This is a genomic window from Spiroplasma endosymbiont of Agriotes lineatus (assembly GCF_964019485.1).
Taxonomy (GTDB): domain Bacteria; phylum Bacillota_I; class Bacilli_A; order Mycoplasmatales; family Nriv7; genus Nriv7.
Window position 1 is genome coordinate 1,116,378 of the sequence record NZ_OZ026448.1, and the last position, 14,417, is coordinate 1,130,794.

14 protein-coding genes and 2 pseudogenes are annotated in these 14,417 nt (G+C 24.6%); 11 read left to right on the top strand and 5 right to left on the bottom strand.

All coding sequences use genetic code 4. The features are described 5' to 3' along the window. Positions 1-244 precede the first annotated feature (244 nt). From AACK93_RS07195 to AACK93_RS07205, 3 genes are all read left to right on the top strand, one after another. The gene (locus AACK93_RS07195; protein WP_339024353.1) at positions 245-865 is read left to right on the top strand and encodes a UPF0236 family transposase-like protein; all 621 of its coding nucleotides are present in this window, start codon (positions 245-247) and stop codon (positions 863-865) included. After that, complete coding sequence (locus AACK93_RS07200) at positions 840-1,358, top strand: UPF0236 family transposase-like protein (RefSeq protein ID WP_339024354.1); 519 nt, start codon at positions 840-842, stop codon at positions 1,356-1,358. Before AACK93_RS07195 ends, AACK93_RS07200 begins: the two co-directional genes overlap by 26 nt. Positions 1,359-1,455: 97 nt before the next feature. Continuing rightward, entirely contained in the window at positions 1,456-1,638 is a 183-nt protein-coding gene (locus tag AACK93_RS07205) for a hypothetical protein (RefSeq protein ID WP_339024355.1), read from the top strand. Positions 1,639-2,573: 935 nt separating this feature from the next. Here AACK93_RS07205 and AACK93_RS07215 read toward each other — a convergent pair. From AACK93_RS07215 to AACK93_RS07235, 5 genes and pseudogenes are all read right to left on the bottom strand, one after another. Further along, positions 2,574-3,758, bottom strand: a pseudogene (locus AACK93_RS07215) (IS256 family transposase). 114 nt (positions 3,759-3,872) lie between these two features. Further along, a complete protein-coding gene (locus AACK93_RS07220) occupies positions 3,873-4,772 on the bottom strand; it encodes a ParB/RepB/Spo0J family partition protein (protein ID WP_339024357.1) in 900 nt (299 codons plus the stop codon). After that, positions 4,759-5,532: an AAA family ATPase gene (locus AACK93_RS07225; protein WP_339024358.1), complete on the bottom strand. Its 774-nt coding sequence runs from the start codon at positions 5,530-5,532 to the stop codon at positions 4,759-4,761. The genes AACK93_RS07220 and AACK93_RS07225 overlap by 14 nt, the downstream gene beginning before the upstream one ends. An 80-nt stretch (positions 5,533-5,612) precedes the next feature. Continuing rightward, positions 5,613-6,299 carry a 16S rRNA (guanine(527)-N(7))-methyltransferase RsmG gene (rsmG, locus tag AACK93_RS07230; RefSeq protein ID WP_339024360.1) on the bottom strand — a complete coding sequence of 229 codons (687 nt, stop codon included), beginning with the start codon at positions 6,297-6,299 and terminating at the stop codon, positions 5,613-5,615. Positions 6,300-6,972: 673 nt separating this feature from the next. Next, positions 6,973-7,134, bottom strand: coding sequence for a hypothetical protein (locus AACK93_RS07235; protein ID WP_339024361.1), 162 nt, complete (start codon positions 7,132-7,134; stop codon positions 6,973-6,975). Positions 7,135-7,791: 657 nt separating this feature from the next. On the opposite strand from AACK93_RS07235, the gene AACK93_RS07240 reads away from it, so the two are divergent. The 8 genes and pseudogenes from AACK93_RS07240 (at position 7,792) to AACK93_RS07275 (ending at position 13,907) form a co-directional block, all read left to right on the top strand. After that, positions 7,792-7,956 carry a hypothetical protein gene (locus AACK93_RS07240; protein ID WP_339024362.1) on the top strand — a complete coding sequence of 55 codons (165 nt, stop codon included), beginning with the start codon at positions 7,792-7,794 and terminating at the stop codon, positions 7,954-7,956. Positions 7,957-8,219: 263 nt separating this feature from the next. Beyond that, positions 8,220-8,621, top strand: a complete 402-nt coding sequence (locus tag AACK93_RS07245; protein ID WP_339024363.1) for a hypothetical protein — start codon at positions 8,220-8,222, stop codon at positions 8,619-8,621. A 422-nt stretch (positions 8,622-9,043) separates the two neighbouring features. Further along, positions 9,044-9,286, top strand: a complete 243-nt coding sequence (locus tag AACK93_RS07250) for a hypothetical protein (RefSeq protein WP_339024364.1) — start codon at positions 9,044-9,046, stop codon at positions 9,284-9,286. Between the two features lie 105 nt (positions 9,287-9,391). Next, complete coding sequence (locus AACK93_RS07255; RefSeq protein ID WP_339024365.1) at positions 9,392-9,634, top strand: hypothetical protein; 243 nt, start codon at positions 9,392-9,394, stop codon at positions 9,632-9,634. 10 nt (positions 9,635-9,644) lie between these two features. Next, positions 9,645-9,836 carry a hypothetical protein gene (locus AACK93_RS07260; protein WP_339024366.1) on the top strand — a complete coding sequence of 64 codons (192 nt, stop codon included), beginning with the start codon at positions 9,645-9,647 and terminating at the stop codon, positions 9,834-9,836. After that, entirely contained in the window at positions 9,811-10,443 is a 633-nt protein-coding gene (locus AACK93_RS07265; RefSeq protein ID WP_339024367.1) for a hypothetical protein, read from the top strand. Before AACK93_RS07260 ends, AACK93_RS07265 begins: the two co-directional genes overlap by 26 nt. Positions 10,444-10,969: 526 nt before the next feature. Continuing rightward, positions 10,970-12,139, top strand: coding sequence for a hypothetical protein (locus AACK93_RS07270; RefSeq protein ID WP_339024368.1), 1,170 nt, complete (start codon positions 10,970-10,972; stop codon positions 12,137-12,139). Between the two features lie 567 nt (positions 12,140-12,706). After that, positions 12,707-13,907 (top strand): annotated as a pseudogene (locus AACK93_RS07275) (IS256 family transposase). Positions 13,908-14,417: the final 510 nt, after the last annotated feature.

A 14,417-nucleotide genomic window follows, 5' to 3' on the forward strand; every position in this document is an offset into this window, starting at 1 on the left:
TCCTTTACCTTTATGTCAATTTTTGCTAATTAATAAATTCTTATAGTAAAAACCACCCCGCCACTTCTTAAACTTATAAAATTTAATTAATACAAATTAATTATAAATCATCAAATAAGAATTTCTATCATTTTTTCAAAATATTGAATACTAATTATAGAAAAACATTTATCTTTAAAAAAGAAAAATAAGTTAACTAAATTTAACTTTGTTAAAATTACTCTACCCAGAAAGGTGTTTTTTTATGTTAGAAATTAATAATAATGTAAAAACCTTAGAAAATAAGCATTGATTAAGCTTATTTACAACCCACAAAAATATGTACACTAATAAATGCGAACAATTAGCTAATGAATATGAAAAATTAGATGAATACTTATATAAATATCATTATCGGTTAAAACAAGGTTATAAAGTAGTTCATTTTTCATCAAGAACAATTATTACAATTTTTGGTGATGTTACTTTTAAACGACGCCGATATAAATATTGAAATCAAAAATCAGGTAAATTTGAATATGTATGTTTATTAGATAAAGAAATTAGTTTATTGCCTAAACAACACATTTATTTTGATGTTCAATTTAAAGTTTTAAGTCTTTTGGGTGATGGCAAACGCTATCGCGATGTTTTAGATGCTCTAAATCATTGTTATATTTCAAAAGGTAGTATTTCAAATATTTTAAATAAATACGATATTGCCGAATATTTTCAACTAGCAGAAAAAGAAACTAAAACTAGAATTGATGTCAAAAATAAGGATTTATATATTCAACTAGATGAAAAATTTTTAGCGACATTAGATCAGAAAGTTATAAACAAAAAACCAAAGAATTTGTTTGGTTACTTTTCATACCGGACATAAAGAAAAAAATTACAAAAATGCTCGTAGAGAATTAGAAAACAAACGAGGTTATTTTCTAATGTTAAAAGTTGGTAAACGAATAAATACGATGGATTATCGTGATTTATTAATTAAAGAATTACAAAAAGATTATTTGAATATCAATTATGACAGAATAATTGTTTGCGGCGATGGTGATGCTTGAATTAGAGAAATTGTCAATAGTTTTGGTAATGTTAGATATATTTTAGATGGTTATCACACTATTAAAAAATTAAAACAAACGATATTTATATTTAATATTGTTTTTGAAAATCGTAAAGTAGCACTAAATAGTTGAATTAAATTATATAAGGACGGAAATCATCAAGAATTAATCAAAACCATTCGTAATATTGCTAAAAATGAATTAAATAAAGATATTAAAACAAATTTAAGGAAGGCGAGTAATTATTTCAGTAATAATAAGCACGGCATTCATCATCAAAATTTTAGAATGAAATATCGGTTGTAGCATTGAAAGTGATGTATCGCATTTAGTAAAACAACAATTAGGATATGGGGCAAAAATATATAATCATAAGAATTTAAATAATCTATTACATTTAAGAATGGCAAATTTAAACAAATTAAATGTATTACATTATATTAATGAAAATATTAATTCAGAAATAGAAATCAGAAAAGAAATATATAAAACTTCATTATGAAATAAATATAATAAGAAAAATGATGATAGTTGAATTAATTATAAAGGTAATGATGTAACAAATAAATATAATAGATTTAAGTAAGTAAAAATATAAAATTAATATATATAGTCAAAATTTAATAATAATTAATAATTTTTATTGTGTAAAAATTCAATAAATATGATAAAATCATAACGAATAAAAATGACAATAACAAGAAAGGCAGGGTTAGTTTAGTAATTAAATAATATAATTGGATGCATAAAGTTTTGTTAGATAGGTAAAGATTTAAATAATTTCGAAAGAAAAACAATCACAATTTAAGTATCATTTTATTTAAAAAATAAGTAATAAAACAAAATATTTAACATTAACAAACAAAATCTCAATAAAAGGTTATAAAAACTAAGCAAAATACTTATAAAAAAACATTAAAATAATTTTTTACAACAAAAATCATACATAAGAAATATATACTTAATTTGCATGTTGAAATAATTTATAATAAATGATTATTTTTTCTTTTTTTAAAAATACCTAAGAAAACTAAACGCGGCCAGCAGTCAGCAATGGTTGTCTTTTTATTTTATAAGGTGTTAAAATTTGTTCTTTGAAAATTAAATACAAGTGAATTAATAGTGTGACAAGACGCGTAAAGTTTTGTTAAGTAGGTAAAGATTTAAATAATTTTGAAAAAAAACAATCACAATTTAATTATAATTTTATTTAAAAAATAAGTAATAAAACAAAATATTTAATATCAACAAACAAAATCTCAATAAAAGGTTATAAAAACTAAGGAAAACGCTTATAAAAATAACATTAAAATAAGTTTTTACAAAAGAAATCACACATAAGAAATATATACTTAATTTGCATGTTGAAATAATTTATAGTAAATGATTATTTTTTCTTTCTCTAAAAATACCTAAGAAAACTAAAAGCGACCTAAATAAAATCTGATTTATTTTACACAAAATTATTTAACAATTAAAAATAAGGGATTGTACAATTAACTGTGTCTCTAAGTAATTAACTTAAATTCACTCTGCTCTGTCCTCAAATTTTATCATTAAATGTGAAATTGCACTACCCCAATTTTGAATTGGCATCGTTCATTTCTTAACCATATTTTGAAATGCTAAATAAAATATTTTAAAAACTGATGCGTCATTAAGAAAAATCTTTTTATTTTTAAAGATTTTTCTTAATTGACTATTAACAGACTCTATTGTATTAGTTGTATAAATAATTCTTCTAAATTCTTGAGGATATTCAAGAAAAATTATTAAATTATTTCAGTTATTTTTTCATGATTTAGTAATTTGTGGATACTTTTTATTTCATTTTTCAGCAAAATTGTCTAAAGCAACCAACGCTATTTCTTCATTAATTGCTGTATAAATTTATTTTAAATCATTAGCTACAAGTTTGCGATCTTTGTCAGGAACAAATTTTAAACTATTACGAATTTGATGAACAATGCATAATTGATGTTGTGTTTTTGGAAAAACAGCTTCTATTGCATCAGACATCCCAGTTAAATTATCACTACAAGCAACAAGAATATCTTGTAAGCCGCAATTTTTCATTTCCGTAAGATTATTAAGTCAAAATTTGGCTCCCTCATTTTCACTAATTCACATTCCTAAAATATCTTTATCTTTTAAACCATCTAAATTAATTCCTAAGGCAAGATAAACTGCTTTATTTATTATTCGTTTATCTTGCTTTACTTTAACACAACAATACAATCAAAATAAACAATCGGATAAATCTTCTCTAAAGGTTTAGTTTGATCACATTTTAACTTCTTCAATAACATCATCAGTTATTTGACTAATTAAACTTTCTGAAATTTCTGTTCCATGATAGAATTATTGCAATTGTGCTTTGATATCAGAAATTGTCATTCCTCTTGCATATAAAGAAATTACTTTTTGATCAAAGTTATCAAATTTTCTTTGTCTTTTTGGAATAATTACTGGTTCAAAAGTACTATTTCGATCTCGTGGTACATCAATTACGATTGAGCCATTTTTAGTAATAATGGTTTTTTGTGCGTTGCCATTTCTTTTATTATGATTCTCATCAGTTTCAAGATGATCTTTAATTTCCATATTTAACATTCGTTCAGTTAATTTTTTGGTAAATTCCTGAAAAATAGTATTGCCTTTAAATAAATTTTGTGGATTATCAATATTTTCTAAAAAATAATCCACAACTTTATCAATTGCATCAGGTTCTTTTTTTATTTTTTTTTGTCATTTTCTGTTCTCCTTCGTTTAAGTATAATTTAGAATGAATTATCGAGACACGGAATTTTGGACAGCCCCTTAAATTTTAAGAATTGTCAAAATTCGATCCAAATCCTTATCATTAGAAAACTTGATGACAATACGATTATCATCAATAACAACCTTAGTTCCTAAAGTTCTAATCATTCTTTCAGCAACAGTTACATATTCTGACTTTGGCATGAAAATTGTTTTTTGTTCATTTTTATTTTTCTTACTAATTTGTAATTGATACGAACGAACAATATCTTCAACTTTTCTAGATGTTAAATTTTCTTTAAAAATACGTTCACTTAAACGAGAAATTAATTCCACATCATCTTGAAAAGCTAATAATGGCTTCACCTGCCCCATCGTTAACCGACCATTTAAAACATAATCTTGTATTTTTTGTGGTAAATTTAAAATTCGCATAATATTAGCAATATGTGATCGTGATTTTCCAACTTGCATTGCCACTTCACTTTGAGTTAAATCTAATTTATTCATTAAATCACGATATGCTTGTGCTTCTTCAATGGTATTTAAATCAACTCGTTGAATATTTTCAATTAAAGCAATTTCCATCATTTGTTTATCAGATAAATTAATAGTAATTGCTGGAATATGTGTTAATCGTATCTTTTTACAAGCACGCATTCTTCTTTCGCCAGCAACAACTTCATAACCATTAATTGATTTCTTAACAATAATTGGTTGAATAACACCATGCTTAACAATTGATTGCCCTAATTGTGTAATCTCAGCATCATTAAAAACAATTCGTGGTTGATAAGGATTACTACGAATTTCATTTAGTGAAATTTCAATCGCATTTTGTTTAATTTCATCATTTTTTTCAATTTCACTAATTAAATCATTAATTTCTTCACCAAAAATCTTATCTAATCCTTTAGCCGATAATCTTCTTTTATTTATTAAATCCTTATTTTGTACCATTATTTAACAATACCTCCTTAACTAGTTCCATATAAGCAATTGCACCCGATGAATTTTCAGCATAACTAAAAATATCATCCCCGTTTGATGGCGCTTCCGATATTTTAATATTTCGCGGAATATAAGTTTTATATACTTTCTCTTTAAAATACTTTTGTGCTTCTTGCATTACTTCATACGATAACTTTGTTCTACCATCAAACATTGTTAATAAAATACCTTCAATAGTTAAATTTTTATTACTTCTTTGCTGAACAAATCTAATTGAAGTTAACAATTGTGTTAATCCTTCTAAAGCATAATATTCGGCTTGAATCGGAATAATTACCGTATTAGATGCACTTAACGCATTACGATTTAATAATCCTAATGATGGTGGACAATCAATAATAATATAATGATAATTATTAAGAATACCTTTTAACTTATCAAGCAAAATGTTTTGCTTATCTTTAGATTGTTCCAATAAATGTAAATCAGCACTTGCTAATGATAATGTTGCTGGTGCTAAATCAACATTTTGACAAACATTTTTTTGAATAATTTCACTAAGAGCAATATCATTAACTAAAACATCAAACATACACTTTTCAATTTTACTTTTATCAGCACCAATTCCTGTTGTACTATTTCCTTGTGGATCTAAATCAATCAGCAAAACTTTTTGTCCATATCTGCCCAAACCAGCAGCAAGATTTATTGATGTTGTTGTTTTGCCAACACCACCTTTTTGATTGGCAATTGCAATTACTTTAGCCATAGATTTTAACTTCCTTTTTTTAAGATTCACAAACATTTTACCTAATTATATTAACATTATAACAAGAGTTTTGTTAAAAATTATAATGGTTGTTGTTTTATTTTAGCAAAATCTCGCGGATATAATTTATCAATCGCTTTTTGTTTAATAAAATATAAAATTGTTCTTTTACCTAAAAAATCTCAATTAATACTATAAATAGATATTAACTTTGTATTTAAAACTTTTAAAGCATTTTGACTATTAAATAATTCTTCCTTAATTTCTGATTTTAAAGCAATAAACATTCCTTTAACTTTTACAATTGGCAAACATAATTCTAATAACATGTTTAATTTGGCAACCGCTCTAACAGTAACAATATCAAAAAAATCATGATATTGAATCGCAATATTTTCAACACGATTATTAATAATCGTTACATCTTTTAAAAATAAATTATCAACTACTACTTTTAAAAATAAACACTTTTTAGTAATTGCTTCAACAAGAAATAATTTAATCTTCGGAAATAAAATTTTAATAACAATTCCCGGAAATCCGGCTCCAGTGCCAACATCACATATTAGTTGTTGTTCTAAAACAACATTTTTTGTTAGTAACAATGAATCAAAAAAATGTTTTTGATAAACTTCTTCTTTACTAATTATTGTTGTGAGATTCATTTTCTCATTTCATTGTTGCAATAATTCAAAATATTTTTCTAATTGTTTTAGTTGTTCACCGGAACAAACAATATTTATCTTCTTTAATAAACTAACAAACATCTTAACTTTTTTCCTTCGTATAAGAGATATTTAACATTTTTGGCATCCGATCATTTTTTTCATATAATGCAAATAGTGGGGGCAATTAATAATGATAAAACATAAGGTAATATTGTCCATCGTCACTTATTACTATCTTGTCGTAAAAATCCACTAAATTCAAGTAAAACTGTTAATAAATAAGTAAAAAATACGCTTCTAAATATTGCTCATTGATTTAATGCCACAATCGCAAAAGCAATTAATCCAACATTATTAACACTAACATCAAAACTGCCTTTTTGATTTGTAAAAAATGCTCCGCCTAATGATATTAAACCAAACCCAACAATAACTGCTAAATAACGAATTTTAATAACATTTATTTGACTTAAAGTTAAAACAACAGCATTTTTTCCCGGCTGCTTTAAAATATAATCTTGGCCGCGTTAAAAAGAAAAAACAAGAAACAAATAATATTAAAATAACATTAAAAATAAAAACTAAAGATAACGGATATCCGATATATATATATATATCGGAGCAATAAAAATTTCATTAGCATCTAATATTCTTTGCCCATAATTAAATATTAAAATTAGCGAACTTAAACCTAAAGCCAAATAATTTCAAATAAAAGAAACAAGAAACTGATTAGTTTTTAAATAAACCGTTAATAACGCATGAATTAAACCTAATCTAATCCCATACCAATAATAAATGATAAACAAAAACCTAAAAAAACAAATATTATCTCACCAAGAAATAAATATTGTTTAATAACAATTGTATACGATAAACCACCCAAAATCATTACCCCATCAACACCAAAATTCAAAATCTCGGCTTTTTGCATTATTAGATATCCCCGCAGTTGCAAATAATAATGGTGCTGATAATGATAAACTACTAATAAAAATATTAATAATATTCATAATTATCATCGCCCCTTATTAACTATATTAGTTTCATCATTAACATCATGTCGTTGATTTGCTAACGACTCTTGCATTCTAAAATTAATTAAAAACTCGGTTCGGACGCGTAAAGTTTTGTTAGGTAGGAAAATATAATATTAAATCCAAAAATTATTTACTTGCTAGTATTAATCGTAATTTTATTGGTATATTGTCTAAAATTTATCATTCTTGGGAAACAAAACTACAGTTATTAACTGATTGAAATTTTATTATTAATATTATTGTTGATATTTAAGATATTAAATTTTCTTATCAACAATTTGATAAAAATAAATTTATGTGAAAGTCTTTGCAATGTAATATTGTTAATGATCCATTATCACAACATTTTTATAAAGAGAGAAATAACTAATGTCATCACCTTTAATTGAATTTAATAATGTTTATAAACAAAATCAAGATAATTTAGTTTTGAATAATATTACTTTAAAGGTAAATTTTGGCGAAATTCATGCCTTAGTTGGTGATAATGGGGGCCGGCAAAACAACTTGTGTGCTCTTATTAGCTGGTTTAGAAAATCCCGACAAATGGTATGATTAAAGTTGTTAATAAACGCATCAGACAATTTTTTGCTCCTAAATATCAAATTAGTTATGCCGGACAAGATACTTACTTTATTTCTGGTTTTAGTGTTCGTCAAAATATATTTTTAGGAAATGAGCCACAATTTTTGAAAATATATTTTGACGAACACTAAAATTGAAAAATTAATGCGGAAACATAAAACTTATGTTGACTTAAATAAACAGTTTGGGATTCTTTCATTATCAGAACAAAGAAAGGCGGCATTACTCTAAGAGCTTTGTACCAAAAACCACGAATTTTATTTTTAGATGAGATGAGCCAACAGTCGACTTACCTTTATAACAAGAAGAGGAGTTTTTACCAATTTTTAAATCTTTTATTAAAGATAAAATTACAGTAATTTTTTCAACATGAAGTAAAGAGTTTGCTAAAGCAGTGTCAAATCATTATTCGTTATTAAATAAAGGTCAGATTGTGTGGACAAAGCATAATAAGAATGTTTTAAAAGTAAAGAAAATTCAACATAAATATTGAGCAACAATGATTGACCATAAAAAAGAATCTTTTAAAAAAAGGGAATTAATATTATATGCTGAAGATATTAGTTTTAATAAGCGCAATTATCCAAAATTAGAAGGTATTGATTTAATTTTACGAGTTGTTGAAATTTTAGGGGCTTATGATCGAACAAATATTAGTAGTTCCTTAATGGAGGATATAATTTCAGGAAAAACTAAATCACCAACAGTAAGAATATTTTTTAAAAATGATAATATTAATAATAATAAAAAAAATCAGGCGTATCGTTATAAATTAGGTATTGATTTAGTACCATAAAACTTTTTACAAGATATAACTATTGATACTTATTCTTTAATTGATAATTTTATTTTATGGCATCATAATAATCCTAAATATTTAAATGCTAGAATTTTAAGGCGTGATGATATTTGGTTTAAATTAAAAAAGATTTTACAAAATTATCAAATGATTGATTTTATTAATGGTAATAGTATTGCCAATACTTTATCTAATGGTAAATTATAAAAATTTGTTTTAGCAAGGACATTAGAAATTAATCCTAAGGTTGTTATTTTAGTTAATCCGTTAATGCATTTAGATAATAATTCGGCAAAATTGATTATTAATCGTATTATTGCGTTGCAAAAAAGGGATAGCATTTCTTTTAATTGATTGTGATTATCATCTTTTAGAATTATTAGCTAGCTGATCGAGTAACGGTTATTCAAAATGGCAGAATGGTTGCTACTTTAGAAGAGGATGATGTTAAAAGTAATATTTTAAATAATCCGCTGATTCTTTCTAAAAAACGCGAAGATTTGATTGATAAACATATTCAAATTACTAAAAGTGAATTAAAATATAAAAGTATTTCCCGAAAAGTTTTATTGTGACAAAAAATTATTAATAAAATTACAACAATTAAAGATAAAATTGTGCAAGTAATAGAAACAATTAAAATAAAGATTACTGGTGATTAAAAATTAATATTATAAGAAATTTTTGAACTAACAAAAAATTAAAAGCAATAACTGTTGTTTCATTAACGGTAGTTTTACTTTTTGTCTTATCGGCAATGATTTTTTATGCTTTTTAGAGTTAGTTCTTTGAAAGCATATTATACATTATTTTTAGCACCTTTTAATGATATTAATTATTTTCATAATTTTGTAAATTCATTTTCATATTTGCTATTAGCATCATTAGCTTCGTTAGTAGCATTTCGGTTTCGGATTTATAATCTTGGAGTTATTGAGCAAATGATTATTGGGGCAACAATAACATTTATTATTTCACGATTGTTAATCTCCGTTGGTAATTACTACTAAATTTGCAACAATGTTATTAATTTTAGCATCTATTACCATTACCGTTGGGACATTGTATGCTCTAATTTCTGATTTTTTTAAAACTTATTTTAAAATTAATGAAATGGCATCAACTTTGTTGCTTAATATTATTGCTTTTAATATTTATTATCATTTACCAGAATGAAGTCAATATAATGATGGTATTATTGATAATAAATAATGCTTCTTTAATAATTAAATTAAGTATGATGGTTTATTTTTCTATTACAATTTTTATTGCTTTATTTATTTATGGTTTTGTAACTATTTTATTAAATTGTCGTGTGTTTGGTTTTCGTTTAGAATTAGCGGTTGTTAATACTGAAGCCGCTCAATATGCGAGATTAAATCCTAATGCTAAACAATTAATTATTATGAAAATTTCGGGAGCAATTGCCGGGATAGCAGGGTATACTTATTTTGTTGCTAATTTAAATAAATTAGGGACATTAAGTTCAACAATGTTACAAGAATTTGATATTTACTGATTCCTCTATCCTCTATGAGCATTTAATTCTCGTATTAGTTTTTTGTTGCTTAGTGTTTTAGTTGGTTTAATTCATTCGCAAACTCAATTTTTTTCGCTTACATCATTTGATTATGAAATTATTGATATTATTTTTTTCTTTTTGTATTATTATTTCTTTTTTAATAAAGTTATATTATTTTATGAAAACAAGAGCCGGAGAGTCGCGTTTAGTTTTCTTAGGTATTGTTTTACTTCTTCAAAGCAATACCTAAGAAAACTAAACGCGACAAGAACGCATAAAGTTTTGTTAGGTGGGTAAAGATTTGAATAGTTTTGAAAGAAAAACAATCACAATTTAATTATCATTTTATTTAAAAAATAAGTAACAAAACAAAATATTTAATATTAACAAACAAAATCTCAATAAAAGGTTATAAAAACTAAGCAAAATACTTATAAAAAAACATTAAAATAAGTTTTTACAACAGAAATCACACATAAGAAATATGTGCTTAATTTGTATGTTGAAATAATTTATAGTAAATGATTATTTTTTTTCTCTAAAAATACCTAAGAAAACTAAAAGCGTCTCGCGACCTATTAATAATTTTTATTTTGTAAAAATTCAATAATATGATAGAATGACAACGGATGGGTAATGACAATAAAAAGAAAGGCAGGGTTAGTTTAGTAATTAAATAATATAATTAGCTGATTGTTTTACTTCTTCAAAGCAATACCTAAGAAAGTTTTATGTGTCCATTAAAAGGGGGAAATTAATAAACAAAATTAAATAAATTTGATAAAATTAATAATATAAGTTTTAAGTTAAAAGGAGAATCAAAATGAAAAAACTATTAAGTATATTATGTGCAAGCAGTTTAACTGTATTTGGAGTAAGCAATATTATTTCTTGTAGTAGTAAAATAGAAGATGATAATCTAAAAAATGTAAGAAATATTCATATATATGAAAAAGAAAAAAAAATAGAAGAAAATATTAAAAAAATATTAATAGATAAAAACGGTGATGTGTATTTTAAAGCAGTTTTTAGTGTATTTGTTTTAAAACATGGTAGTGATATAGCAAAAAAACTAGAATATGACGTAATTAGAGATATTTCTATAGATAAAAATAATAATATTTACTTTAATGACGAGACAAATATTCAAACCATTAATAAAGAAAATATTAAAAAAATATTATCAATAAATGAAAATGACCATAATTCTTTATGAAAAATTTATAATATTAATGATGATATATATTTTACCCGCAGTAATGGCATTTATGTTTTAAAAAATGGTGAAACAGAAGCTAAAGTTATAAATAAATTAAATGGGAATCTAAATAAAATATCTATCGATAGTAAGGATAATGTTTATTTTGGAACGGATACCGGAGCTTATGTTTTAAAAAATGGTGAAACAGAAGCTAAAGTTATAAATAAATTAAATGGGAATCTAAATAAAATATCTATCGATAGTAAGGATAATGTTTATTTTGGAACGGATACCGGAGCTTATGTTTTAAAAAATGGTGAAACAGAAGCTAAAGTTATAAATAAATTAAATGGGAATCTAAATAAAATATCTATCGATAGTAAGGATAATGTTTATTTTGGAACGGATACCGGAGCTTATGTTTTAAAAAATGGTGAAACAGAAGCTAAAGTTATAAATAAATTAAATGGGAATCTAAATAAAATATCTATCGATAGTAAGGATAATGTTTATTTTGGAACGAATGCCGGAGCTTATGTTTTAAAACAAGATACTGATACACTAATCAAAATTAACGGGGTAGATAAAGAATATGTTAATTTTATTGCTTTATATAAAAATAATGTTTATTTTGGAACGGATACCGGAGTTTATGTTTTAAAACAATTAGAAACAACCGCATACAAAATAAGTGGTACATCAACACTAGGCAAAGTAAATGGTTTTGCTATTGATAAACAAAACAATATTATTTATTGTAGAACAAACAAGGGGGCATTTTTAATTTATTAATTAATTATATAAATACAGAACCAAGTCAAATATTAAAAAATTATTATTAATTTTAAGAGCAATCAGTTTATAACGGCAACAAGTATATTTTACTTCAATAAGTGCGGCCATTTCCTTTTTAAAAAATTAAGTTTTTGTTGGTTATCTTTTGTGTTTTGCAATTTTTAAATTTTTTAAAAATTCTTGTAATTTTTGAAATAGCGATTTGTTTTGTGATGCTGAATGACAGCGTTGAAAGAGGCGAATAAAGTTTTGTTGGGGCAGGAGGAAAAAGTTTAAATAATTTTGAAAGAAAGACAATCACAATTTAATTATCATTTTATTTAGAAAATAAATAATAAGACAAAATATTTAATATCAACAAACATAATCTCAATAAAAGGGTTACAAAAACTAAGGAAAATGCTTATAAAAACAACATTAAAATAAATTTTTACAACAAAAATCATTATTTTTTACATAGGGGCTGTCCAAAATTCTGTGTCTCGATAATTCATTCTGAATTATACTTAAACGAAGGAGAACAGAAAATGATAAAAAAAGTAAAAAAAAAAAGAACCTGATGCAATTGATAAAGTTGTGGATTATTTTTTAGAAAATATTGATAATCCACAAGGTTTATTTAAAAGTAATAATATTTTTCAGGAATTTACCAGAAAATTAACTGAAAGAATGTTAAATGCAGAAATTAAAGATCATCTTGAAACAGATGATAACTATAACAAAAGAAATGGCAGAACACAAAAAACCATTATTACTAAAAATGGTTCAATCGCAATTGATGTACCACGAGATCGAAATAGTACTTTTAAACCAGTAATTATTCCAAAAAGACAAAGAAGATTTAATAAATTTGATCAAAAAGTAATTTCTTTATATGCAAGAGGAATGACAATTTCTGATATCAAAGCACAATTGCAAGAATTCTATCATGGAACAGAAATTTCAGAAAGTTTAATTAGTCAAATAACTGATGATGTTATTGAAGAAGTTAAAATGTGATCAAACTAAACCTTTAGAGAAGATTTATCCGATTGTTTATTTTGATTGTATTGTTGTTAAAGTAAAGCAAGATAAACAAATAATAAATAAAGCAGTTTATCTTGCCTTAGGATAGGAATTAATTTAGATGGTTTAAAAGATATTTTAGGAATGTGAATTAGTGAAAATGAGGGAGCCAAATTTTGACTTAATAAAATAAATTTCCTTGCGGAAATGAAAAATCGTGGCTTACAAGATATTCTTGTTGCTTGTAATGATAATTTAACTGGGATGTCCTGATGCAATAGAAGCTGTTTTTCCAAAAACACAACATCAATTATGCATTGTTCATCAGATTCGTAATAGTTTAAAATTTGTTCCTTACAAAGATCGCAAATTTGTAGCTAATGATTTAAAATCAATTTATACAGCAATTAATGAAGGCCTTACTTGCTCTTTAGAAAATTTTGCTGAAAAGTGAGATAAAAAATACCCCCAAATTACTAAATCATGAAAAAATAACTGAAATAATTTAATAATTTTTCTTGAATATCCTCAAGAATTTAGAAGAATTATTTATACAACTAATACAATAGAGTCTGTTAATAGTCAACTAAGAAAAGTAATTAAAAATAAAAAGATTTTTTCTAATAACGCATCAGTTTTTAAAATATTTTATTTAGCATTTCAAAATATGGTTAAGAAATGAACGATGCCAATTCAAAATTGGGGTAGTGCAATTTCACATTTAATGATAAAATTTGAAGACAGAATGGATTTAAGTTAATTACTTAGAGACATAGTTAATTGTACAGTCGTACAGTCCCTTGCATCATATTGAAATAATTTATAGTAAATGATTATTTTTTCTTTTTTAAAAAATACCTAAGAAAACTAAACGCGGCCTATCATTTTTACTCATTACTATTCTATCATATTATTGAATTTTTACACAATAAAAATTATTAATATTATTAAATTTTCACTAATATATTGTTATCTATTAACTGGTAAACTTCTTTTGGTTATGGCGACCACCCACAATTTATCGTGCTTTAATACATGCCAACATTATTAATTCACTTGTATTTAATTTTCAAAGAGTAAATTTTAACACCTTATAAAATAAAAAGACAGTCATTACTGACTGCCTTAATACTTATTCAAATATTTCCCCACCCAACAAAACTTTATGCGTCCAAATGACAATAACAAGAAGGGCAGGGTTATTTTAGTAATTAAATAATTATAATTGACTGATTGTTTTACTTCTTCAAAACAATACCTAAGAAAACTT